The 20,691-nt window shown below is 54.9% G+C and carries 29 protein-coding genes and 2 tRNA genes; 9 read left to right on the top strand and 22 right to left on the bottom strand.

Going from position 1 to position 20,691, the window contains the following annotated elements:
• Window positions 1-42: 42 nt before the first annotated feature.
• From R2K28_RS01085 to R2K28_RS01065, 5 genes are all read right to left on the bottom strand, one after another.
• Window positions 43-639 carry a hypothetical protein gene (locus R2K28_RS01085; RefSeq protein WP_316367588.1) on the bottom strand — a complete coding sequence of 199 codons (597 nt, stop codon included), beginning with the start codon at window positions 637-639 and terminating at the stop codon, window positions 43-45.
• A 48-nt stretch (window positions 640-687) separates the two neighbouring features.
• Complete coding sequence (locus tag R2K28_RS01080) at window positions 688-1,560, bottom strand: IS3 family transposase (RefSeq protein ID WP_316367587.1); 873 nt, start codon at window positions 1,558-1,560, stop codon at window positions 688-690.
• The gene (locus tag R2K28_RS01075) at window positions 1,554-1,871 is read right to left on the bottom strand and encodes a transposase (RefSeq protein ID WP_316367586.1); all 318 of its coding nucleotides are present in this window, start codon (window positions 1,869-1,871) and stop codon (window positions 1,554-1,556) included. Before R2K28_RS01075 ends, R2K28_RS01080 begins: the two co-directional genes overlap by 7 nt.
• A 100-nt stretch (window positions 1,872-1,971) precedes the next feature.
• The gene (locus R2K28_RS01070) at window positions 1,972-2,334 is read right to left on the bottom strand and encodes a hypothetical protein (RefSeq protein ID WP_316367585.1); all 363 of its coding nucleotides are present in this window, start codon (window positions 2,332-2,334) and stop codon (window positions 1,972-1,974) included.
• A 96-nt stretch (window positions 2,335-2,430) separates the two neighbouring features.
• Window positions 2,431-2,844 (bottom strand): bacteriohemerythrin, encoded by a 414-nt coding sequence (locus tag R2K28_RS01065; RefSeq protein WP_316367584.1) that lies wholly within the window; start codon window positions 2,842-2,844, stop codon window positions 2,431-2,433.
• A 549-nt stretch (window positions 2,845-3,393) separates the two neighbouring features.
• Between R2K28_RS01065 and R2K28_RS01060 the strand changes: the two genes are divergently transcribed.
• Together R2K28_RS01060 and R2K28_RS01055 are read left to right on the top strand one after the other, a co-directional pair.
• A complete protein-coding gene (locus tag R2K28_RS01060) occupies window positions 3,394-4,413 on the top strand; it encodes an integron integrase (RefSeq protein WP_316367582.1) in 1,020 nt (339 codons plus the stop codon).
• A 186-nt stretch (window positions 4,414-4,599) separates the two neighbouring features.
• Window positions 4,600-4,974, top strand: coding sequence for a site-specific integrase (locus R2K28_RS01055; RefSeq protein ID WP_316367581.1), 375 nt, complete (start codon window positions 4,600-4,602; stop codon window positions 4,972-4,974).
• A gap of 147 nt (window positions 4,975-5,121) precedes the next feature.
• Here R2K28_RS01055 and R2K28_RS01050 read toward each other — a convergent pair.
• From R2K28_RS01050 to R2K28_RS01025, 6 genes are all read right to left on the bottom strand, one after another.
• A tRNA-Phe gene (locus tag R2K28_RS01050) sits at window positions 5,122-5,197 on the bottom strand.
• 65 nt (window positions 5,198-5,262) lie between these two features.
• Window positions 5,263-5,529 (bottom strand): oxidative damage protection protein, encoded by a 267-nt coding sequence (locus R2K28_RS01045; protein ID WP_116448459.1) that lies wholly within the window; start codon window positions 5,527-5,529, stop codon window positions 5,263-5,265.
• Window positions 5,526-6,611, bottom strand: a complete 1,086-nt coding sequence (gene mutY, locus R2K28_RS01040) for an A/G-specific adenine glycosylase (RefSeq protein ID WP_316367580.1) — start codon at window positions 6,609-6,611, stop codon at window positions 5,526-5,528. Before mutY ends, R2K28_RS01045 begins: the two co-directional genes overlap by 4 nt.
• Window positions 6,611-8,743, bottom strand: coding sequence for an AsmA family protein (locus tag R2K28_RS01035; RefSeq protein WP_316367579.1), 2,133 nt, complete (start codon window positions 8,741-8,743; stop codon window positions 6,611-6,613). Before R2K28_RS01035 ends, mutY begins: the two co-directional genes overlap by 1 nt.
• Before the next feature lie 10 nt (window positions 8,744-8,753).
• On the bottom strand, window positions 8,754-9,074 hold the full coding sequence (locus tag R2K28_RS01030) for a putative signal transducing protein (protein ID WP_316367578.1): 321 nt from the start codon (window positions 9,072-9,074) through the stop codon (window positions 8,754-8,756).
• Window positions 9,075-9,143: 69 nt separating this feature from the next.
• A complete protein-coding gene (locus tag R2K28_RS01025) occupies window positions 9,144-9,473 on the bottom strand; it encodes a hypothetical protein (protein WP_316367577.1) in 330 nt (109 codons plus the stop codon).
• Between the two features lie 227 nt (window positions 9,474-9,700).
• Here R2K28_RS01025 and R2K28_RS01020 point away from each other — a divergent pair, with 227 nt between their 5' ends.
• A complete protein-coding gene (locus tag R2K28_RS01020; protein ID WP_316367576.1) occupies window positions 9,701-9,955 on the top strand; it encodes a hypothetical protein in 255 nt (84 codons plus the stop codon).
• Window positions 9,956-9,957: 2 nt separating this feature from the next.
• On the opposite strand, the gene R2K28_RS01015 is transcribed toward R2K28_RS01020, so the two are convergent.
• Together R2K28_RS01015 and R2K28_RS01010 are read right to left on the bottom strand one after the other, a co-directional pair.
• Window positions 9,958-10,031, bottom strand: a tRNA-Gly gene (locus tag R2K28_RS01015).
• 69 nt (window positions 10,032-10,100) lie between these two features.
• The gene (locus R2K28_RS01010; protein ID WP_316367575.1) at window positions 10,101-11,918 is read right to left on the bottom strand and encodes an AMP-dependent synthetase/ligase; all 1,818 of its coding nucleotides are present in this window, start codon (window positions 11,916-11,918) and stop codon (window positions 10,101-10,103) included.
• Window positions 11,919-12,082: 164 nt separating this feature from the next.
• Here R2K28_RS01010 and thiS point away from each other — a divergent pair, with 164 nt between their 5' ends.
• The 5 genes from thiS to R2K28_RS00985 are packed head-to-tail and all read left to right on the top strand — an operon-like array spanning window position 12,083 to window position 15,254.
• On the top strand, window positions 12,083-12,283 hold the full coding sequence (gene thiS / locus R2K28_RS01005) for a sulfur carrier protein ThiS (protein WP_116448793.1): 201 nt from the start codon (window positions 12,083-12,085) through the stop codon (window positions 12,281-12,283).
• A gap of 57 nt (window positions 12,284-12,340) precedes the next feature.
• Entirely contained in the window at window positions 12,341-13,135 is a 795-nt protein-coding gene (locus tag R2K28_RS01000) for a thiazole synthase (protein WP_116448794.1), read from the top strand.
• Window positions 13,136-13,168: 33 nt separating this feature from the next.
• Window positions 13,169-13,858 (top strand): tRNA (guanosine(46)-N7)-methyltransferase TrmB, encoded by a 690-nt coding sequence (gene trmB, locus R2K28_RS00995; protein WP_316367574.1) that lies wholly within the window; start codon window positions 13,169-13,171, stop codon window positions 13,856-13,858.
• Complete coding sequence (locus R2K28_RS00990; protein ID WP_316367573.1) at window positions 13,858-14,454, top strand: ABC transporter ATP-binding protein; 597 nt, start codon at window positions 13,858-13,860, stop codon at window positions 14,452-14,454. The genes trmB and R2K28_RS00990 overlap by 1 nt, the downstream gene beginning before the upstream one ends.
• The gene (locus R2K28_RS00985; protein WP_316367572.1) at window positions 14,451-15,254 is read left to right on the top strand and encodes an ABC transporter permease; all 804 of its coding nucleotides are present in this window, start codon (window positions 14,451-14,453) and stop codon (window positions 15,252-15,254) included. Before R2K28_RS00990 ends, R2K28_RS00985 begins: the two co-directional genes overlap by 4 nt.
• 106 nt (window positions 15,255-15,360) lie before the next feature.
• On the opposite strand, the gene R2K28_RS00980 is transcribed toward R2K28_RS00985, so the two are convergent.
• The 4 genes from R2K28_RS00980 to R2K28_RS00965 all read right to left on the bottom strand — a co-directional run bounded on the left by R2K28_RS00980 (window position 15,361) and on the right by R2K28_RS00965 (window position 16,530).
• On the bottom strand, window positions 15,361-15,495 hold the full coding sequence (locus R2K28_RS00980; RefSeq protein ID WP_316367571.1) for a hypothetical protein: 135 nt from the start codon (window positions 15,493-15,495) through the stop codon (window positions 15,361-15,363).
• A gap of 43 nt (window positions 15,496-15,538) precedes the next feature.
• Complete coding sequence (locus R2K28_RS00975) at window positions 15,539-15,763, bottom strand: RND transporter (RefSeq protein ID WP_316367570.1); 225 nt, start codon at window positions 15,761-15,763, stop codon at window positions 15,539-15,541.
• A gap of 113 nt (window positions 15,764-15,876) precedes the next feature.
• A complete protein-coding gene (locus tag R2K28_RS00970) occupies window positions 15,877-16,011 on the bottom strand; it encodes a hypothetical protein (protein WP_316367569.1) in 135 nt (44 codons plus the stop codon).
• A 6-nt stretch (window positions 16,012-16,017) separates the two neighbouring features.
• Window positions 16,018-16,530: an O-acetyl-ADP-ribose deacetylase gene (locus R2K28_RS00965; protein ID WP_316367568.1), complete on the bottom strand. Its 513-nt coding sequence runs from the start codon at window positions 16,528-16,530 to the stop codon at window positions 16,018-16,020.
• A gap of 13 nt (window positions 16,531-16,543) precedes the next feature.
• Here R2K28_RS00965 and R2K28_RS00960 point away from each other — a divergent pair, with 13 nt between their 5' ends.
• On the top strand, window positions 16,544-16,873 hold the full coding sequence (locus R2K28_RS00960; RefSeq protein ID WP_316367566.1) for a DUF3301 domain-containing protein: 330 nt from the start codon (window positions 16,544-16,546) through the stop codon (window positions 16,871-16,873).
• Window positions 16,874-16,891: 18 nt separating this feature from the next.
• Here the strand turns inward: R2K28_RS00960 and R2K28_RS00955 are convergent, their stop codons facing one another.
• The 5 genes from R2K28_RS00955 to petA all read right to left on the bottom strand — a co-directional run bounded on the left by R2K28_RS00955 (window position 16,892) and on the right by petA (window position 20,633).
• Window positions 16,892-17,284 carry a ClpXP protease specificity-enhancing factor gene (locus R2K28_RS00955; RefSeq protein ID WP_316369811.1) on the bottom strand — a complete coding sequence of 131 codons (393 nt, stop codon included), beginning with the start codon at window positions 17,282-17,284 and terminating at the stop codon, window positions 16,892-16,894.
• 12 nt (window positions 17,285-17,296) lie between these two features.
• Window positions 17,297-17,920, bottom strand: a complete 624-nt coding sequence (locus R2K28_RS00950; protein WP_316367565.1) for a glutathione S-transferase N-terminal domain-containing protein — start codon at window positions 17,918-17,920, stop codon at window positions 17,297-17,299.
• A gap of 138 nt (window positions 17,921-18,058) precedes the next feature.
• Complete coding sequence (locus R2K28_RS00945; RefSeq protein ID WP_316367564.1) at window positions 18,059-18,799, bottom strand: cytochrome c1; 741 nt, start codon at window positions 18,797-18,799, stop codon at window positions 18,059-18,061.
• Window positions 18,796-20,037 (bottom strand): cytochrome b, encoded by a 1,242-nt coding sequence (locus R2K28_RS00940; RefSeq protein ID WP_442871415.1) that lies wholly within the window; start codon window positions 20,035-20,037, stop codon window positions 18,796-18,798. Before R2K28_RS00940 ends, R2K28_RS00945 begins: the two co-directional genes overlap by 4 nt.
• Entirely contained in the window at window positions 20,037-20,633 is a 597-nt protein-coding gene (gene petA, locus R2K28_RS00935) for a ubiquinol-cytochrome c reductase iron-sulfur subunit (protein ID WP_316367563.1), read from the bottom strand. Before petA ends, R2K28_RS00940 begins: the two co-directional genes overlap by 1 nt.
• Window positions 20,634-20,691 lie beyond the last annotated feature (58 nt).

The following is a 20,691-nucleotide window of genomic DNA, read 5'->3' as shown; positions in this document are numbered from 1 at the left end:
GTGAGCGTCCGGCGACCGGAGGGAGCGAATTTGATGTGATTGTTATGTTTCATATGGGTTTGGCAGAATAAATATTACACCTTCTACAGTTATATTTAGCTTTCCATTGAGTGTATCGTCTCGCCATGAGTCGCCACTTGACTTTATGTTGTTTATTTCTGTTTCGGATATAGTCATTGTGCTCTGCCTTGATGCCATACCAAGATTTTTGTGCATTAACGAATCAAGGGTTTTTACCGATGCGCCATCTGGATAAGGAAGCTTCTCTATCTCAGTGTTTTCCTCGATGGTTCTTATTTGCCACAATTCAGAATTCGTTAGCCACAATTGATAAGTGCTTGGCCGTTTAGAGCCTGCCGATGTAGAAATAGGCGACATAGATAAAATGCCTCCATTTTCGGGTATTTTCATGCGGTTTTCGGAATGCTTGAAGAAACTAAACTCTTTTGATGAAGTCACCGATACGAAGGGATCGGGTTTCGCTATTTCTGCAGTTTGCGGATTCGTGAATTCGGGTTCCTTTTGAGCTGCTTCAAATGCTTTAGGTAGGAGATACGTCATACCTACAAACCAAACCACCACAAGTGCAATACCAAAACCTGTACCGAATATGAGCCCATGTAAAAACTTCTTTAGCATCTACTTTCCTCTTGAAACTGATCTTCCCCACCAAAAGTAGACACAGGTTTAAGCACACATCTGCAGGTACTCCTGCTCATACGCATTAGGGCTTTTGTAGCCCAATGCACTGTGTCGACGGTGGCTATTGTAAAAACATTCAATGTAATCAAAGACGCAGGAATACGCCTCGCGTTTGCTGGTGACATCCTCAGCGTAGAGCGCTTCTACCTTAAAGCGTGCGAAGAAGGATTCCATGGCTGCATTATCCCAACAGTTGCCTTTGCGACTCATACTAGGGCGTATCCCTTCATTGAGCAAGAGCGCCTGGTACTCCCCTGAGCGGTACTGCACACCCCGATCCGAATGTAGGATTAACCCAGGCTCCACGTGACGTGATGCGACCGCCATGTTGAAGGCATCCATTATCAATTGGTTAGTCATCGTCGTATCCAGCGACCAGCCGATAATTTTGCGGGAGAACAGGTCCATGATCACCGCCAGGTACACATGCCCCTTCTCCACCTTGATATAAGTGATATCGGAGACCCATTTTTCATCGGGTTTGCTTGCAGTGAAGTTACGCTTCAGCAGGTTATCGCTAACATGATTTCTCGCCAGAACATCTTGGAAGTATTTGTAACCCCTCCCATTCCTGGCCCTAAGCCCTTGTTCTGCCATTAGTTTCGCTACGGTGTTCTCACTGATGGCAAAGCCAGTCTCATTGAGCTCCACCGTCATCCGGGGCGAGCCATAGCGGGATTTAAAACGACTGAACAGGTTAATCAGGAGGCGTTCAGCCTCCCGTTTCCTCAACTCCCGCACACTGGGCCCACGATTGCGCCACTTGTAGTAGCCCGAGCGACTGACATTGGCCCAGCGGCACATCTTCACAATAGCGTGCCGGCTATGCAGGGATTCTATGAAGGCGTACCTCACCATTTGTCTTTGCTGAAGTACGCCGTCGCCTTTTTTAGGAATTCGTTCTCTTCTTTTAGGTCCGCCACCTGCCGCTTGAGCTTGCGGATCTCCTCGCTCTCTTCCATGGAATAGTCCACTCCATTTATGCTATTGAATTGTTTCTCGGATAAACGTTTGTATTGTCGGCGCCAATTGTAGATCTGGCCGGGGTGAATGCCCAACTCCTTCGCCACTTCGGCGGCGCTGGTGTTGGGGCCTTCTGAGCGACGCACGGCCTCCCGGCGGAAGTCCTCGGTGTAGTGGTTGTACTTGTTCTTGCGTTTCTTAGTCATCTTTAAAACACCTCGTTAGGTCGAAATGAGGTGTCTACTTTTCATGGGGAGCTTGGAAACATAACGCCGCATTCAGCGGCTTGTCCGCTGAGATGACTGGTTATGCATTATTTTCTCTGTTTAGTAGTAAGAAAAAAGGTATTAGACAAAAAAGTAAAGTAACCCATTGCCAAAACGGAACAATTATATAAACTAACCCTCCTTGAGCATCTAGATGTATATATAAAGCGTCAATTATTAACCCGAGCCCAAATACAGAAGTTGTGATAGCCAAGATTAATGTTCCTGGTATTGTTATTTGTGACTTAGAGAATTTTATTAAAATTGACAATAAACCATATGGTGATATAGCCCATACTATAAATCCTATTGCTGTTAGTGAGTAAGGCTCCATACTATCTATTCCAATTACTATAGTTACTAAAACTGCCAATCCACAAATTAAATACGAAACTTTCTTCATGTATTACGATGCATAACGCCAGAAATCACCGGAGACGAAAAGCAGAGCGCAGCGGCGCTTTTTGACGTCCGCGTGAATTTGCTTTGTTAGAAGACATTATTGGATTCCTAATTCCTTCTTTATATATGGAGCATATTTTTTATCTTCTTTATTGATATGCCCTATCCACCATTCTTTCAAGAATTTTAAAGTCAATTCTGGTTCTTTATATGAAACAGCCTCTCGAGTGATTTCTAATGTCTTTTTCATCAATCCTTCATGTAAAGTGACATGATCCTCAAATCCAGGATAAGAAGAAATTTTCATAAATGCTTCTTCGGTTTTAAAATGAATATGCGTGTACTCTTCTAAAATGTTTAAGGTTGGCTTAAGTGCGTCAAGCCCTTTACCTTCTTGAATAAAGTAGTGAAGAGAGTTAATAGTGGCAACAATGCCTCTATGTTGCTCATCGATTATTGGTATTCCTAAATTATTACTATCATTCCACGCGATATACAGCGCATATTTCATAATTCCGCTTCCTTTACTCTTCTAACATTACATTAGGCAGAATCTTTACTATTACCAATAGTACGGACGCGGCCTATTGTGCTATTGGCCGATTCGGCATAGCATGAAGACTGAAGTTGAGTAATTTCGGGCAGGATGCCCGAATTAGTAACAAGGAGAGTTTGTATGAATGATGCTTCTGTCATTGTCCCTGACCCCACCGACCGTTTCTTTGATAACTACCTGAAATGTCTCATTAAGGCCTCCATACCTGAGAAGCAATGCCGCTGGTATGTCAAGCGCCTAGAAGATTTCATTAAGGCGTAAAATGGTCACAAAATCAAGGCACTTTCAGCCCTAAACATTCACCACTACTTAGAGATAATAGGCCGCCAAAAGCAGCTCTCGGGCTGGCAATTCCACCAATGCATCGATGCTATACGGATTCTCTATTGTGACCTGTTGCAGACTTCGCAGTGTCAGGATGTCGATTGGGACTATTGGTTTGATTCCGCAAAGCGGCTTGAGGTAGATCACCCGACAACCGCTCGTCAGCTAACTCCTGAGCAATTGTCCTACATCAAAGAACGCAAGGGTGACGGCGCGCTCAATCAGGTGCGTAAGGACCACCACTCCTTACTGGTTCGTTTTACCCAGGAGATTCGACGGCGAAGCTATGCCTACCGCACAGAACAAAGTTATGAACAATGGGTCGGGCTTTTCATCCTGTTTTGCAAGAATCAACCTCCATCTGAAGTGGGGGCTCGCGAGGTAAAACGCTTCCTCGATCACTTGGCCATTCGACGTCGGGTCAGTGCAAGCACGCAAAATCAGGCACTCAATGCCTTGGTTTTTCTCTATAAAAAGGTACTTGAACGTGACTTGGGTGAGCTGGAAGACTTTGCGAGAGCCAAACGACCGCAAAACCTGCCTGTCGTTCTCAGTCGTAATGAAGCAACCGGCCTACTGTCCCAGCTGACAGGCATTCACAAATTGGTTGTCTCTCTACTCTATGAAACAGGCATGCGACTGCTCGAAGGACTAAGGCTCCGGGTGCAGGATCTCGATTTCGCCTATGGGCGTATCCATATCCACCAGGCCAAGGGCAAGAAGGATCGATATGTACCACTACCTAAGGCCTTGGTATCTGAGCTTGAGCAACAGATCCGCGAGGTCGAGCGGTTGCATACTGAGGATTTGGCTGCGGGTTATGGGGAGGTCGTTTTGCCCGGTGCAATGGCACGCAAGTACCCGAATGCGGGCCGGGAGCTCAAATGGCAGTTTCTTTTTCCTTCTGGCCGTCTCTCCGTCGATCCCTACGGCGGGGCGATACGCCGCCACCACCTGCATGAAACTGCGATTCAGAAGGCGGTGAAGCGGGCAGCTAGTGCTGACCAGATCAACAAACGGGTGGGGTGTCATACCCTGCGGCACAGCTTTGCCACCCATCTGTTGGAGGCCAATTACGATATCCGTACCGTGCAGGCCCTGCTGGGCCATGCCAATATGTCGACCACTATGATCTACACGCATGTGCTCAATCAGCCCGGTGTCGGCGTTCTCAGTCCCCTGGATCAGCCTGTCTCTTAGGAATCTAAAGTACGAAATACCAGGGATACTTCCCATAAACATCACGCAAATAGCGCTGCACAAGCCCCTAGGATGACCTTGATACCTCTTAGGTATACCTTATGGATACCTTCGAAGATACCTTGAAGAGGCTTGACCGGCTTCATCGAGGCTCTCTGGAGCCCTAGATATGGACTCACCTAGCTGATGTCGGCTCCGAAAATCCGGCTTCTGCCGGATACGGACAAGCGCCAGCCCTATCCACTCTCCTGGGAAGAACAGGCACGCCTGTTCCGAGAGTTGCCGCCCCACCTAGCCGAGATGGCGCTGTTTGCCGTCAACACCGGCTGCCGGGATGGTGAGATCTGCCGTCTTCGCTGGGAGTGGGAGGTCAAGGTGCCCGCTCTCTGCATATCGGTCTTCATCATACCGGGACGGTATGTGAAGAACGACGACGACCGGCTGGTGGTGCTGAACCGGGCGGCCGAGCTGTCAAGACTGATCGAAGCGGCCGATTCGGTGTGTGAGCAGAGTGGTCAAAAGCCTGAGCTGGTGGTTTTGCGTAGGCTTAGTGTTTTCTAGGAAACTCTGGGCAAGTCGTCATACTGGATTCCGGCATACGCCGGAATGACGGTTGAGAACTTGAGCCGAATTTTCCTAGCCTCACGCAAAATTCACGCAAGGAGTATTTGGATAAGGAAATCGGGAATGGCAAACCATTGATTTGAATGGTGGCCAGGGACAGAATCGAACTGCCGACACGGGGATTTTCAGTCCCCTGCTCTACCGACTGAGCTACCTGGCCTTTGAGAAGAGGGCGTATTAAACCGGGGATGTCCGGTTGAGTCAAGTCCACGCCCCCGCTGAGGCCTATTGGGGACGGTAGTCCGGGGGTAACTCCGCGCCTTCGCCGAAGAAGAACTGCTCCATCTGCTCCTCGAGAAATTTACGCGCCTGAGGGTCCACTGGGCTGAGGCGGTTTTCGTTGATCAGCATGGTCTGGTGCTGCAGCCACTGTTGCCAGGCCTCCTTGGAGACGTTGTCGAAGATGCGCTGCCCCAGGTCGCCGGGGTAGGTGGGGCGCTCCAGCCCTTCGGCCTCACGTTTCAGTCTGACACATTGCACGGTACGGCTCATGGGGCCTCTCCTTTGGATTGCTGTTCACTATTCGGTCTGCCGATCTCTCCGAGGATGCGGCTGACCGGCGCGGCCAGCCCCCGGTCATCGGGCTGTGACAGTTTATACCAGACCCTGGAGCCTTCATCCATGAGGCCCTTTGCAGGGTTTTTCACCGCCACCACCACGGGTGTGATGTCGAGATGAAAATGGGAGAAGCTGTGGCGTCTCGGCGGCAGCTTGTGCCGCTGCTCGACGTCACAGCCCAGCACCTCGCGGCACCACGCCAGCAGCGACCGCTCCGGCGGGCACTCGGGGAGGCTCCATAAGCCGCCCCAGATGCCGCTGGGCGGTCGTTGCTCGAGGAGGATATCGCCGGTTGCATCGGTCAGGATCACCATCATGGTGGCCCGCACCGGTAGTACTTTTTTCGGCTTCGGGGCGGGGTAGCGTGCCACATCCCCTTGGGCCAGGGCCTGGCAGCTCCGGGCCAAGGGACAGGTATCGCAAAGCGGTTTGCCCCGCACGCAGCGGGTGGCCCCCAGATCCATCATTGCCTGATTGTATTCCGCTGTTTGTGTATGTGGGGTGAGTTGCTCGCTCAGTTGCCACAGCTGCTTCTGCACCGGGCTGCTGCCCGGCCAGCCCGGGATGGCGAAGTGGCGCGCCAGGACCCGCTTTACATTGCCGTCGAGGATCGGGGCATAGGCGCCGAAGGCCAGGGAGCGGATCGCCCCCGCCGTGGAGCGGCCGATACCGGGCAGGGATTGCAGGCTGTCCATATCATCCGGCACCGCCCCCTGGTGTCGGGCCATCACCTCACCCGCCGCCCGGTGCAGGTTCCTCGCCCGGGCGTAGTAGCCCAGCCCGGACCAGTGGTGCATCACCTGATCCAGCTCGGCGGCCGCCAGGGATGCCACATCCGGGAAGCGCTGCATGAAGCGTTGGAAGTAGCCAATGACCGTATTCACCTGGGTCTGCTGCAGCATGATTTCGGACACCCAGATGCGGTAGGGGTCCCGCGGGTGCTGCCAAGGCAGGTCTTTTCGGCCATGCTCCTCAAACCAGGCCAGCACCCGTTGGCTGAAGTTATCCACTGCCATCAAAAGAGATTTTTGAGCTTATCCTTCAGCTTGTCTTTTACCTCTTCCGGCACCTTCTCTTCAAGCTTTTCACCGATCTTCTCGTCCACCTTGTCGTCGAACTTCTTCTTCAGCTTCGCCTTCTGCTGCTCCTCCAGGATCTTCGACAGCTGGACGGAGAAATCGGGATCGTTCCAGTTGCCCTTGATCTTCACCGGGATGGGTATACCCACCAGCTCCTCCAGGGCTTCACCCCCCTGTCCGGTGGGCGTATTCACGATCACCGGGCGTACGGTGTACTTCAAACGCTCTTCCAGCAGGTAGGCCTTGCCGCTCCCCTCCAGCCGCAGGTAGGGGGATTTGGCGATCAGACTTTGATTGTTGACCACCCCGTTGACGATGGTGGCGCGGCCATTGAGTTCGGAAAAATCGGTCTGCTCCGGTTCATTCAGCACCAGGGTACCCTCGCCCTTCAGCTTGGCCTTGGTGTCACGGATCATCTTTGCCAGGTTGAAGCCCTTGACCGCGCCATCCCGAAAATCGAAGGAGAACGCCCCGTTGAGACCCCGCTTCAGCTGTTTGATGGTATTGCCCCGGCTGGTCAGCTGCATCTCCAGATCACCACTGCCCAGCAGGGTATCCTTGCCTGTCAGGTCCAGCAGCAGGGGGCCGGAGAGGATCCTCGATACCTTCTGATTGAGCTTCACCGCCGGTCGTTCACCGGTGACATCCAGCTGCATATCCCCCTTCATCAAGCCATCATAGAAACGCCCCACCTCATGATCGAGATTGAGCTTGCCGTCCCGTCCACGCACCTTGAGCTGTATCGCCTCGGCATGCAGTCCGTTCATGACCATGCTGTCGATGCGCAGGGTTCCATCCACCCGCATCTTGCGCAATGCCTCGTTGGGAAACAGGGGTTCGTTCTCCGAACCGGCCTTGGCCGGCCGACTCGGCGCAGCCGTTTCAGCCTGGGGCGGAAGATAGCGATCGAGATTGATGCTGTTCAGGGTAAGGTTGAAGAGGTAGGCGGGCGCCTTGAAGTCGACCATCTCGAACTCACCCTTGAGCTTTGTCTGGTCCAACTCCAGGAGCAGATTCTTCAACACCAGATGATCTGGAGAGGCGGTGAAATCTGAGGTTATATGCAGGGATTGAAGTGCCTCGGCATCGGCTGTCTCCGGTACCGGCAGGCCGAACTGCTGCATCCACTCACGCAGATTGAACTCAGCCAGATTCAGGTCTCCCTTGAAGGTCGGGTTGGTCTGGATGTCCTCACCCTGCACCCGCCCACTCAGCTTGAGTTTGCCTGAGGAGAGTTGCAGTTCATGCAGATCCAGGGTGTTGGTGGTCAGGTTGACCAGCAGATTTCCCTCCAACAAGCTCTTCACCCCATCTTCGGGCAAACCCTCACCGGACAGATCAACGGCCAGTTGCACATCCTGCATGCTGAACAGTTGCTCTTCCGGGTTCACCAGCAACCGGGACGTCAGTTTGATACCACTCTTCAACAACGGTTTCTGGCTCGCCAGATCCATACTGAAATCCAAATCCACGCTACGCCCAGGGGCCAGTTCACCGGTCTCCAGGTAGATATTCTCGATCTGATAGCGCTCCCCGGTGGATTGATCATCCCACACCAGGTTTGCCTCCTTGATGCTCAACCCACCCACGGTGAAAGCCAGCAATCCCGTATCATCCGGAGACACGGGCTCTGCTGCTTCGCCCGACTTATCCCCCTTTGCCTCGCCCAGCATGTCATCCCAGTTGGTAACCCCGCTCTTGGACTTGGCAAGATTGAGTTTCAACCCATCGATGCGCACGGTATCGACTTCCAGCAGCCGATCAAACAGCAGCGGCAGCAGGTTGACCCCAACCTCGGCATGCTTCACTGCGGCGAAATCACCCCCCTTGAAGCCCTCGGCATTGCTGAGTGTCAGACCGTTCAACTCCAATGCCAGGCGGGGAAAAACAGACAGCCCTATGTCACCCTCGATGGAGAGATCCCGACCGGTCGCCTTTTTCACCTCGGCCACGATCCGCTCTTTGTGGTCGTTCGGATCGACAAACATGGGGATCAGAATCACCGCTGCGATGATCAGCAGCAGGACCATTCCGACCAGCCAACCGAGCACTTTGAGTGTTTTGCCCATTATTTACTCCTTATTCATTATCATTCGGGCCTGGGCTTCCACAGTTCCAGCATATCTCAAATCCTGCATCGATACTCTCCCCACAAACCCTGCAGCGCCAACGCTGACCGCTTACAGGTGGACGACTGAAATATTGTTCAGTGAGTTGCTTCGCCCGCGCCAAATCATCATCGTCTAGAACCCAGAGGGTGGGATAGATATCCGCCGGCAGCTCGCCCACGGCACCGCTCAACTGGTCGCCAACGATGACCGTCTCTATCCCCTCCACCTGGAGGTGATCCTTCAAGATCTGCGCTTCCACCCTGTCCGCCGCCTGATAGAGTTCTCGCATTGGAACAACCGCCCGACTTAAATACTATGCTATCCCGTACAACAAGTTCATACCCGGTTCGTAAATTTTTTATTCATCCGGGGTTCTGCCGGTGGTCTTCCAATCACCGCTATCCATCTTGCAAAAGCGGTAGCTGCCGCTGCCTTTGTAGTTACGCGTAATATGCCGGATATAGAGATCCCGGCAGGCGCGCCCATCCACCTCCAGAGTGTTCAATAACTTATACGCACCTTTATGGTTGTTGGCTTCGTTCAGCCAGGTGAACACCTGTCCCTCCTTACCCTGTTGCAGCGCCTTGCCCGCGCTCGCTTTCGCCATTTTCCAGTCCTCATCCGTGAAGTGTTTCGCCGGCAGGAAATCCAACATGCCCAACCCCAACCCATGGCTCTGTGCAGCCATCAGCATCGAAATCAACACAATCAGAAATAAACCAGTTTTTTTCATCATCACTACCTTCGGTTTGCGAACAACCTCTCTGGAAGAGGCCTTGAAAGGCCTATAGACTAACTGCAACCGCCGGTGATTGCTGCACACTATCCCCCACAAAACCAAGGGTTCATCGTGCAACCGCCACCATTAGACTACACCAACGGCAGCCAGCTTTCCCGCGATAAGGTATCCCTGTGTTGAAATATTCGATCACGCTTTTGTTACTCCTGTTTGGCACCCTCCATGTCGCGTTGGCGGAGAAAGGGGAGTCGATCATGTTCCAGCCCAAGGAGCACCCATTCACCCAGGCCCCGCAAGCGAGTGATGAGGAAGCTGGAGAGTGTCCTCGGCTGGCGAAGCAGATCGAGGCATTGAAAGGGAAACCGCAACGGCGACACGCGGCCCTGGAACGTTATCGGTTAATCTGCTCAGACAAGACCCAAATGGAGTGATTTGGAGCGGGTAACGGGAGTCGAACCCGTCTCTCTGGCTTGGGAAGCCAGGGTAATACCGATATACGATACCCGCGAAGTTTCCTTGTGCGATGAACACCACTCCGTACAAGTCTAACCCGCCATGATTTCCCTGTCATGCCGCCTAAACCAAGCCATCACCATAGAGTGTTTCGACCTGCTGCTTGCAATGCCCCAACACCTTCTGCCGCTTGATCTTCATGGTGGGGGTCATCAATCCATTCTCGATGCTCCAGGGATCGAGCAACAGGGAGACCCGGCGTATCTTGGCATACCCGGGGAAATCCCGTAGCGCCATACGGATACGTTTCAATACTGCATTCTGCAGGCGCTCATCTTCAAGGCTGGCTGCCTGTGACGCATCGAGATCATACTCCTCGGCAAATCCGTTCCACAGATCCGGATTGAGTACCACCAAGGCCCCCAGGTAGGGCTTGCCTTCGCCCACTACCATGATCTGCTCTATCAAAGGATCGAGGGCTATCGCCATCTCCATATCCGAAGGCGGGATCTTCTCCCCATTGGACAGCACCAGGATATCCTTGATCCGGCCGGTGATATAGATATGTCCATCCTCATCGATACGCGCCTGGTCACCGGTATGCAGCCAACCCTGGGGATCGATCATCTCGGCGGTTGCCGCATGGTTATTCCAATAACCGAGCATCATTCCCGGGGTCTTGACCAGCAGTTCGCTGTCATCCCCGATCATCACCTTGACTCCGCGCAGGGGCACGCCGACGCTCTCCGGCTTGATGTTATCCATCGGATTGACGCTGATCACCGGGCTGGTCTCGGTCAGTCCGTAACCCTGCAGCATGGGCAAGCCAAGCCCGAGAAAGACCCGGGCGATCTCCGGTGAAATGGCCGCACCACCGCTGACCGCGACCCGCAACCGCCCGCCCAGCTTGTCGAGAATCTTTCCGGAGACCAGCTTGCGCAACAGGGGATGCACCAGCAGTCCGGGAAACCAGCTGCGCCGCCCCATGCGGTATTCGAACTCCTTGAACCCGACCTTCAAGGACAGATTGAAGAGCATGCGGGCAAAGGGGGGTTTATGCTTCAGCTGGTCCTGCACCCGGGCATAGACCCGTTCGAAGATGCGCGGTACCGCGATGATCGCGGTGGGTCTTATTGTCTGCAGGTCCTCCGCCAACTGGGGGATGGAGCGGGCAAAGGAGACGGTGGCGCCGGCCATTATGGGCAGATAGTAACCGCCTGTCCTCTCCAGGGTGTGGGAGAGGGGCAGAAAGGAAAGAAAACTGTCCTGTTCATAGCAGTCGACCACAGTCAGTGAGCCGTGGGCGATGGAGAGCATATTATTGTGACTCAGCATCACCCCTTTCGGGCGTCCCGTGGTGCCGGATGTATAGACGATGGAGGCGAGCGTATCGGGATCGGCATAGCGCCGTTTCAAGGACTCTCCCCGAGGTGGCAGCCAGTGCTTCGCCTCGCGCACCAGATCATCCTCTCCCGGGTTCAGCTGACGCTCCGTTTCCAACACCACCACCCGCTGCAACTGGGGCAGCTCCTCCACCGAGTCGGCCATGCGGTTCCAACGACCGCTGTCCTGCACCAGCAGCAGTTTGACCGCCGCATCACGCAGGATATAGGCGATGGCATCGGCGCGATCGTCTGTGTACAAGGGCACAACGACCAATCCGAGGGAGAGCGCGGCCTGGTCGAACATCACCCATTCGGGACAGTTGCGCAGCAGGATGGCGACCCGGTCACCGGCCTCCAGATCCTCCCCTGACAGGGCCTGACGCCAGCGCGCCACCTGCCGCTCCATGTCCCCCCAGGTGAGCTCGTACCACTGCTTGTTATGCCGGTGATAGTGGCGATAGGCCACCCCATCCGGGGTGCGGCGCACACGTTGCAGAAACAGCCCATCCAGGGTACCGGCCTGTTCGGGGGATATTAGGTCTTCACTCCACTTCACTTCTCGACTCCAGGCATAGAGCTATCGCTCCCAGGCCCTATAGGGCCTCTTATCATTTATTCATTCATAGTCGCGGGCGTTTCCTTTGCGCCAACACAACACATACTTTGTTGTCCAAAGATGATGTAAAATCCTCTCCCAACCCCTGTAGAGACAAGAGATATATGCAGATTTACTTAAACGGCGTGGAAAAGCAAATTCCCGATACAGCGAATATGGCCAAGCTGATCGAAATCCTCGATCTCGCCGGGCAGCGTATCGCTGTGGAAGTCAACGAGGAGTTGGTGCCTCGCAGCAGCTTCGATCAGCACCGGCTGAATGAGCGTGACAGGGTTGAGATCATCCAGGCTGTAGGTGGTGGCTGAAACAGCAGCCCTCACTCCCCATCCAACCCCTATTAAATATAAATCGCACAACTACCCATGCCAAACGATAACCAAAATGACAGCTTCAGCGTCGCCGGACGCCGTTTCACCTCGCGCCTGCTGGTAGGCACCGGCAAGTACAAGGATATGCAGGAGACCCGCGCGGCCATCGATGCCAGTGGCGCGGAGATCGTCACCATTGCGGTGCGCCGCACCAACATCGGCCAGGATCAGGATCAACCCAACATCCTCACCGTCCTCCCCCCCGATGAGTTTACCTATCTGCCGAATACCGCCGGATGCTACGACGCCAAGACCGCCGTCAGGACCTGTCGTCTGGCGAGAGAGCTGCTGGACGGCCACAACCTGGTCAAGCTGGAGGTGCTGGGTGACGAGAAAACCCTCTTCCCGGATGTGGTACAGACCCTGGAGGCAGCGGAGACACTGATCAAGGATGGCTTCGACGTCATGGTCTACACCAACGACGATCCGATCATGGCAAAACGGCTCGAGGAACTCGGCTGTGTTGCGGTGATGCCCCTGGCCGCACCCATTGGCTCCGGTCTGGGCATCCGTAACCGGCTCAATATCCTGACCATCGTCGAAAACGCCAAGGTACCGGTGCTGGTGGATGCCGGCGTCGGCACCGCCTCCGATGCCGCAGTGGCCATGGAGCTGGGCTGCGACGGGGTGCTGATGAACACCGCCATCGCGGCCGCGCAAAACCCGGTACTGATGGCGTCGGCCATGAAAAAGGCGATCCAGGCGGGGCGTGAGGCCTACCTGGCGGGACGCATGCCGGCCAAGCGATTCGCCTCCGCCTCGTCACCCCTCGACGGACTGTTTTTTTAAACACCCGGCAGCCAATCGACACGACTCAGGCCCATGTCCGTTGAACAGCCTCAACGCCCCATTCGCAGTTATGTCCTGAGACAGGGACGATTGACCGAGGGTCAGCAGCGGGCATTCCAGGAGTTGTGGCCCCACTATGGCCTGACCCCGGAGCCACGGCTGCTTAACCTCGTCGCCCTGTTTGGCCGGCAGGCGCCGCTCACCCTGGAGATCGGTTTCGGCAATGGGGAGGCATTGGCCCAGATCGCCGCCCGCCATCCGTATGAAGACTTCCTGGGGGTCGAGGTTCACACCCCCGGGGTGGGCCATCTGATGCTGAAACTGGCTGAACAGGAGACCCATAACGTACGCATCCTGCAGACAGACGCCATGCAACTGCTGCGGCAGCAGATTCCTGAAGCCAGCCTGAATCGGGTCCTGCTCTACTTTCCCGATCCCTGGCATAAGCGGCGTCACCATAAACGCCGCATCGTTCAGCAGGAGTTCGCCGACCTGATCCAGCGGGTATTGAAACCCGGCGGGGTGATCCACATGGCCACCGATTGGGAAGAGTACGCCCGGCAGATGATGGCCGTATTCACCCGGCACAACGGCTTTCGCAATCAGGCCGGAAAAGGTAATTTTTCACCGCGTCCGAAGACGCGACCCCTGACCAAATTCGAACAGCGCGGTCAGCGGCTTGGACACGGGGTTTGGGATCTTCTCTTCGAGCGTACGAGTTGATGGGCAGCCTGACCTTAAAGCAGTTCAAGTCACCCCTACTCGAACCTATTGAGCTATACATCCCGGCGGGGCACTGCACCACCCTGAGCGGCCCGTCCGGCAGTGGTAAATCCCGCTTGCTGAGGGCCTTGGCCGACCTGGATCCGCACCAGGGTGAAGCCTGGCTCGGTGATCGGGAGATGGCCTCCCTCAGTGGTCCGGCATGGCGCAGGCAAGTGGGAATGCTACCCGCCGAAAGTGCCTGGTGGAATGAGAGAGTCGGTGACCACTTCCCCGACATCGACGTCACCCTGCTGTCGCATCTCGACCTCTCCCCCGACACCATGCAGTGGGAGGTCAGCCGCCTATCCAGCGGGGAGAGACAGCGCCTGGCACTGGCAAGACTGCTGTGCAACAGGCCCCAGGTGCTTCTTCTCGATGAACCGACCGCCAACCTGGACCAAAAAAATATCGACCGGGTCGAACAGCTCATTGCCGAGTGGCGCAAACAACACCAAACCGCAGTGCTCTGGGTAAGCCACGACCCCGATCAGCAACAACGGGTCGGTGAGCAAACCTGGCGTATCACCGACGGCCGTCTGCAGGTGCAGAGATGACCCTGATCCAACTCACGCCCCTGGACCTTATCCTGTCGGCAATCCTGGTACTTGTATTGGCCCTGCTGTCGTTACGCCTCTCCCTTGGCATCGAGCGTCAACTCTTGATCGCAGCCCTGCGCACCGTGGTGCAACTGCTCCTGCTCGGCATGGTATTGAAGTTCCTGTTCGTCCAATCCCACCCCCTGTTGATCGCGCTGCTTGCACTGTTCATGCTGTTCGTCGCCGGCTATGAGGTCATGGCCCGGCAACAGCGGCGTTTTCTCGGTATCTGGGGTATGGGGGTGGGCACCCTCTCCATGTTCATCTCATCCTTTACCGTCACCCTGTTGGCCCTGACGATCGTTATCCAGGCCGAACCCTGGTACTCGGTACAGTATCTGATCCCCCTGCTGGGCATGTTGCTGGGCAACACCATGTCGGGCGTGGCCATCGCCCTGGACCACCTGACCCATAACGCCTGGCAGCAGCGGCATCAGATCGAGGCGCGACTGATGCTGGGGCATAGCTGGGAAAACGCCATCCGGGAGCTCAGGCGAGGTGCATTGCGCAGCGGCATGATACCGATCATCAACGCCATGGCGGCGGCCGGCGTGGTCAGCCTGCCGGGCATGATGACAGGCCAGATTCTGGCGGGCGCCCCCCCGTTCGAGGCAAGTAAATACCAGATACTGATTATGCTGCTGATAGCAGCGGGTACCGGATACGGCGCAATGGCCGCGGTATGGATCGGCTCAAAACACCTCTTCGATGATCGGGAGCGATTGCGCCTGGATCGACTAAGCGGCGCGAAAAAATGAAAACATATCCGGTCAGCCGCAACTATTATTTCAATACGTAGGGTGGGGCCCTGCCCCACCGAAATAGCTCAACAATAGATCTGAATTGGTGGGGCTGGGCCCCACCCTACAAGCTACTTGCGAATATCGATTCAATACGTAGGGTGCGGCTTGCCGCACCGTTTAACCATCCGGATAGACCCGCACCATGCTGATGCTCGTAGATCGGTGCGGCGAGCCGCACCCTACGCAAGATAACCATTTGCGTTTATTCGCGTTCATTTGCGGACTTAACTTTTATTGGATCAAGAGGTTTCCCTTTCGCCTCGTATCATCTTGATCACCAGCAGCACCACCGGCAAGCCATGCATCAACAGGTCGAAGATATCGATAGGACGCTGCAGAGTACCCGCCGCCAGCATCTTCAACTTCTCCCAGAGATGGGGCTCCGGCACGAAGGGGGCCAGTCCGAGCAATATCGCCGGCAGGGCGATCATCTGCAGGGGCAACCTGTCCAACCAGTTAAACATCTTCACACACCTATAAAATTACGCTCTTCATCTTACCAAGTTTACCTGAATGGGAATGGCAATGGATTGGTACAACATCATGAACATCGTGTAGGGTGGGGCTGGGCCCCACCCTACGAGCTACTTACGAATATCGATTCAATACGTAGGGTGCGGCTTGCCGCACCGTTTAACCATCCGGATAGACCCGTACCATGCTGATACTCGTAGATCGGTGCGGCGAGCCGCACCCTACGCAAGATAACCATTTGCGTTTATTCGCCTTCATTCGCGGACTGAAATTTTAATCGATAGAGTTCAGCATCCGCTTCGCTGAAACAGCAGGCGATAATCTCGTCAAACTCCTCTTTCCATGCCTGCATGACACTCAACGCCACCTCCGCCGCGTCCCCTTTCGGGTAGCCGTAGACCCCGGTGCTGATGGCGGGAAAGGCTATACTGCGACAACTATTCTCTGCCGCCAGCCTGAGGCTGTTCTCATAACAGGCGCGAAGCAGATCGGGTTCGCCCAGTTCACCGTTTCGCCATACCGGACCCACGGTATGAATGACCCACTTGGCCGGCAACTTGAAACCGGGAGTGATCCTGGCCTCACCGGTCGGGCAACCGCCAAGCCCTTTGCAATAGGCAAGCAGTTCCGGGCCGGCTGCCCGGTGGATGGCGCCATCCACACCACCTCCCCCCAAAAGGGAGCTGTTTGCGGCATTGACGATTGCATCCACCTTCAGCTTGGTGATATCTGCAGTTACAATAGCTATCTGTCCCATACTCTATACCCACATGTCCTATACAACGCTCAACCTGCTGCTGGCCCTGATGATGTTACTCTGGTTCTGGCGCGATACCCTGCGGGTTCGTGAGATCGCCATCCGGATCAGTCGCAACACCTGCAAAAGTCATGGGGTCCAGTTTCTCGATCAGACCGTGGCCCTGCATCGACTGGGCATACGCTGGCTTCGCAGCGGACTGAAACTGCGGCGCGTCTATGCCTTCGACTATAGCCTGGAAGGCTCGGGCAGGCGAACCGGATATGTGGTGATGGTGGGCACGGAAAATGTCAGTCTCCATATCGATCTGCCCACAGCGGGGGTTGATACCGAAGGGGAGTGAACTGGGCGGATCAGAGGCTTACTTGACCACCTTAAGGGATGGCCGCTTACCCGGCGGCGTTGAAGGGTCGGGTTCATCACCCGGATCTTGCTCCAGGTCCACATCCTCTTCGGGAAACAGCATACCCTGGCCATTCTCCTTGGCATAGATACCCATCACCGCATGGGGAGGAAGCAGGATATCCTCTGCTTTACCGCTGAACCTGGCGCTGAAACTGATCCATTCATTACCCAGTTCGAGGACCGAGACAGCGGATGGATCCACATTCAGGATGATACGTCCCTCTTCCACAAACTGATGCGGGACCACCACACCCTCGACTTCAGTATTGACCATCAGGTAGGGCGTCATGCCGTTATCCACCAACCAGTCATAGAGAGCCCGGATCAGGTAGGGGCGGTTGGAAGACATCTCAGTCATATATCAACCGCGCATCTCCTGCTCGGCCTCGGAAAGACTCTTGATGAACGACTCCTTTTCGAACAGGCGTTTTGCATATTCATGCAGTCCGTCCGCACTCGGGGGAATCTCCACGCCCAACTCCGGCAGGCGCCACAACAGTGGCGCGATGGCGCAATCCACCAGGGTGAACTCCTCACTCATGAAGAATGGCTTGGCATTGAACACCGGCGATGTGGAGATCAGGCTTTCACGCAGCTCCTTGCGCGCCTTTGTGGCCTCCTTTTTACCACTCATAATCACATCCATCAGACTGTACCAGTCGTTATCCACACGATACATCAACAGGCGTGAGGTGGAGCGTGAAACCGGATCCACCGGCAACAACGGCGGATGGGGGAATCGCTCGTCGAGATACTCCATGATGATGCGGGATTCGTAGAGCTTGAGATCCCTATCCACCAGGGTGGGAAGCGTACCGTAGGGATTGAGCTCCATGACCTCTTCGGGTACGTTCAGCGGATCGATATCTGATACTTCGTAGGTGATATTCTTCTCTGCCAGCACCAGTCTGACTCGATGACAATAGGGATCGGTGGGATCCGAATAGAGGGTCATCACTGAACGTTTGTTCGCAACTGCTGCCATTTATAGCCTCTCTCCAGAATGTCCTTGGTGCCTGGCAACTAGCCTGCCTGGCTGCGGACAAATAATGTTGTGACATCAAAAAAGGCGCACAGTATAACGCAACTGTGCGCCTTTTTGGCAGATCATGTCGAAAGAGTTTTAGTGGACGTCCTTCCAATACTCCTTCTTGAGCAGGTAGGCCAGGACAAAGAATACCGCAATAAACAGCAACACCCACACACCCAGGCGCTTGCGTTCCATCTGAATCGGCTCGCCGATATAACTCAGGAAAGCAGTCAGATCCCTGGCTACCTGATCATACTCCTGGGCACTGAGCAAACCGGGGCTCACGGGCTCGAAATGCTCGAAGACCTCGTGCTCGTTACCCTGTGAATCCTTCTCCAGTTTGAAGACCGCCTTCTGAGGACCTTGCAGTTCCCACAACACATGGGGCATGCCCACATCTGGAAAAACGATATTATTCACGCCGAACGGACGTTTCTCATCCAGATAGAAACTGCGCAGATAGGTGTAGATCCAATCCACACCCCGGGCGCGGGAGATCACGCTCAGGTCGGGGGGAGGACTACCAAACCACTCCGTACCCTGTTGTTCGGTCATGGCAATCTTCATGGTGTCACCGATCTTGTCAGTGGTGAACATCAGATTTTCCATTACCTCGGTTTCGCTCAGACCAAGATCCCTGGCCATACGGTTGTAGCGCTGATAATAGGCTGAATGACAACTCAGGCAGTAGTTGACAAAGTACTTGGCGCCACGCTGCAGCGAGGCCTGATCACCCAGGTCGATATCGGCATCATCAAGATGCGCCCCACCCCCGGCTGCCATTCCCAGCAATGGGGCCGCGGCTAATAAAAGTGCAACAATCAGCTTTTTCATTCGGTCACCCTCTCAGGCACGGGTTTGGTCTTGTCCAGCTTGGTGTAGATCGGCATCAGCAGGAAGAACGCGAAGTAGTAGATGGTGCCGATCTGGGCCATCAGCTTGTAGAGATCCGTGGTGGGCTTTACCCCGAGGTAACCGAGTATGATGAAGTCGACGACGAAGAGCCAGAGCATGACCTTGTACAACATGCCTTTATACCTGATCGATTTCACCGGACTGCGATCCAGCCAGGGAAGGAAAAACATGATCAGGATAGAGGCGAACATGGCGACCACACCCGGGAAGGCGGAACCCGCGATCGAAGGTACGGCGCGCAGGATCGCGTAGAAGGGGGTGAAATACCAGACCGGCGCGATATGTTCCGGGGTCTTCAACGGATTGGCCGGTTCGAAATTGGGGTGCTCAATGAAATAGCCACCCATCTCCGGGGCAAAGAAGACAACCGCGGCGAACAGAAACAGGAAGCCTGCCACACCGGCGATATCCTTCACCGAATAGTAGGGGTGGAAAGGAATACCATCAGCCGGTGCCGTGTCGCTCCAGCGGTTGCCTTTCGGACCCTTCTTGATCTCGATGCCATCCGGATTGTTGGAACCCACCTTGTGCAGGGCGACGATGTGAATGAACACCAGCGCAGCCAGCAGGAAGGGCAACAGGAAGTGGAGGGCGAAGAAACGGTTCAGGGTGGCGTCGGAGATGACGTAGTCACCACGCACCCAGACACCCAGGTCGGGACCGATCACCGGTACTGCGGAGAAGAGGTTGACGATAACCTGCGCCCCCCAGTAGGACATCTGGCCCCAGGGCAGCAGATAGCCGAAGAATGCGGTCGCCATCATCGCCAGATAGATGATCACGCCGATGATCCAAAGCAGTTCGCGGGGCTTGCGATAGGAGCCATACATCAGACCGCGGAACATATGCAGATAGATCACCACAAAGAATGCGGATGCCCCGGTAGAGTGCAGGTAACGGATCAGCCAGCCCCATTCCACATCACGCATGATGTATTCAACGGAGCCAAACGCCAGATCCGCATCGGGCTTGTAACTCATGGCCAGCCAGACACCGGTGACGATCTGAATCACCAGTACCAGCATCCCCAGTGAACCCATGAAATACCAGAAGTTGAAGTTCTTCGGCGCATAATATTCGGCCAGGTGCTCGTTCCACACCTTGGTCATGGGATAGCGATCGTCTATCCAGCCCATAAAATTTTTCATCATACTCATCAGGCTGCTCCTCCATCGGCACCGATCAGGACCCTGGTATCAGAGAGATATTGATAGGGGGGAATTTCTAGGTTCTTTGGTGCAGGAACGCCGGCGTAGACACGCCCGGAAAGGTCGAAACGGGAACCGTGGCAGGGACAGAAGAATCCGCCTTTCCATTCGGGTCCCAGGTCTTCCGGTGCCACATCAGGGCGATAGGTAGGGGAGCAACCCAGGTGGGTGCAGATGCCGATCGCAACCAGATACTGCTCTTTGATCGAGCGCTGGGTGTTCTTGCAGTAGTCCGGTTGTTGCCCCGTATCATCCGAGTTGGGATCGAGCAAAACACTTTCCAGTGAAGCCAGATCCTGCAGATTCTGCGGCGTGCGGTTTACGATCCAGACAGGCTTACCCCGCCATTTGACGCGCATCAGCTGGCCGGGCTCGAGCTTGCCGATATCCGCCTCCACAGGCGCGCCAGCCGCCTTCGCCTTTTCGCTGGGGGCCCAGGCCGCCAGGAATGGATAGACCACAAAACCGGTGCCAACTGCCCCAACCGCACTGGTAGCAAGCGTTAGGGTACGTCGCTTTTTCAAATCAACGCTATCTGCGCTCATATATCGACTCCACAGATACTGAAATGAGCTGGATTTGGGCCAAAGGGTCCGTACGCAG

Source organism: Candidatus Thiodiazotropha sp. CDECU1, from assembly GCF_963455295.1.
Classification (GTDB): Bacteria; Pseudomonadota; Gammaproteobacteria; order Chromatiales; family Chromatiaceae; genus Thiodiazotropha.
Note: the sequence above shows the minus strand (reverse complement) of the source record. Positions and strands in the feature narration are given on the sequence as shown.